A 1211-nucleotide genomic window follows, 5' to 3' on the forward strand; every position below is an offset into this window, starting at 1 on the left:
TCGGGGGTCGATAGCTCTGCGATTGAGGCAAACTATGACCGCGACGACCCGGGGGAGTTTCTCAATAGCCTGCTAGTCCGTCCGAGCCGATCAGCAACCGCAGTGGCTTTAGGCAACTCACTGAAATTGCAGACAAGGCCATTATCGTCCGCTAGCGCATCGAGATCAGCGAGCACCGCGACCTGCTTGTTCATCAGGCGAAACAGCTTTGCAACTTCACCAAATTCCCCTTTGCCTAAGACCGGCAGGATCTGTGCGTTGCGAGCAAGCAGCCGAAGATCGAGACGGCGGGCAAGCTGCGTCGCGATGATCTCATCGCTGGATCCCTCGACCAGTAGCACTCGCTCGGCGAACATCGCCATGCGGTGGGTGGTGCTGAGTCGAGCCACCATCGCTGCTAGTTTGGCTCGCTTGAGAATGTCGGAATCGCTGGGAATTTGTGTTGGCGGTTGGCTTGCCGAGTTGAAGAAGGAGATAGAGGGTAGCTCGCTTAGTTTGCGTAACGGCAGAAGTGATGCCGAATGAGTGGCGATCACGATGAGTTTCCGCGCACGGTCCGATGGGTCACCGGCAACCTTTTCCATTTCTTCGAGCAGAAAGGCTTGGTGCTGCGGGTGCAATGAAATCTCGGGTTCGTCGATCAGCAGAGCTCCGATCTCATCATTATGGATAGCCGCGAGCAGCGCCACGAGTTGGAGGATGCCACTGGCTTCGTGATTTGCTGCATAGGACGCACCGCCGGACATCGGCGAAAGTCGGACAGTGAGGCCGTTTTGTGACCAAGAGAGCTGCACGCTGCGGTCGAATAGTTGTTGGAGGCGTGCTTCGACTTTTAGGCGCAGATCCGCGCGGCTATCGAGCACAAGTAGACTGCCTGTGACGCTCTCAAAGTGCCACCAACGTTCTACATAGTTCATATGGCCAACCGACGCATCGGATTGTTCGATTGCGCCCGGGTTGTCAACTGCTGCACGGAAGTGTTCAAGCGGACTGCTGCGCCCGGCCGCGAGAAAGTGGGTCTTACGATCGAGGCTGCTGATGTAGTTTGTACCATCCAGCGTAGTCTTAATGGCACGTAGGGCACGGGTCTTGCCACTACCGTTCGGGCCGACTAGTGCGGTGATGCCAGGTCGAATAATGACCTTGCCCTCGAATTCCGCACCCCATAACCGAGGTCATGAGCTGGCTTGTTTGGCCTGATCGGTCAGCCA

Annotated in this window: 1 protein-coding gene; it reads right to left on the minus strand. The window is 56.7% G+C overall.

From position 1 onward, the window contains the following. Nucleotides 1–32: 32 nt before the first annotated feature. On the minus strand, nt 33–917 hold the full coding sequence (locus tag RHOFW104R8_RS10845) for an ATP-dependent endonuclease (RefSeq protein ID WP_082823596.1): 885 nt from the start codon (nt 915–917) through the stop codon (nt 33–35). Nucleotides 918–1211: the final 294 nt, after the last annotated feature.

Source organism: Rhodanobacter sp. FW104-R8 (assembly GCF_001617365.1).
Classification (GTDB): domain Bacteria; phylum Pseudomonadota; class Gammaproteobacteria; order Xanthomonadales; family Rhodanobacteraceae; genus Rhodanobacter.

Bases quoted from the DNA above. Each gene is read 5' to 3' on its own strand.
- RHOFW104R8_RS10845 (WP_082823596.1), bottom strand. From the start codon at position 917: ATGAACTATGTAGAACGTTGGTGGCACTTTGAGAGCGTCACAGGCAGT.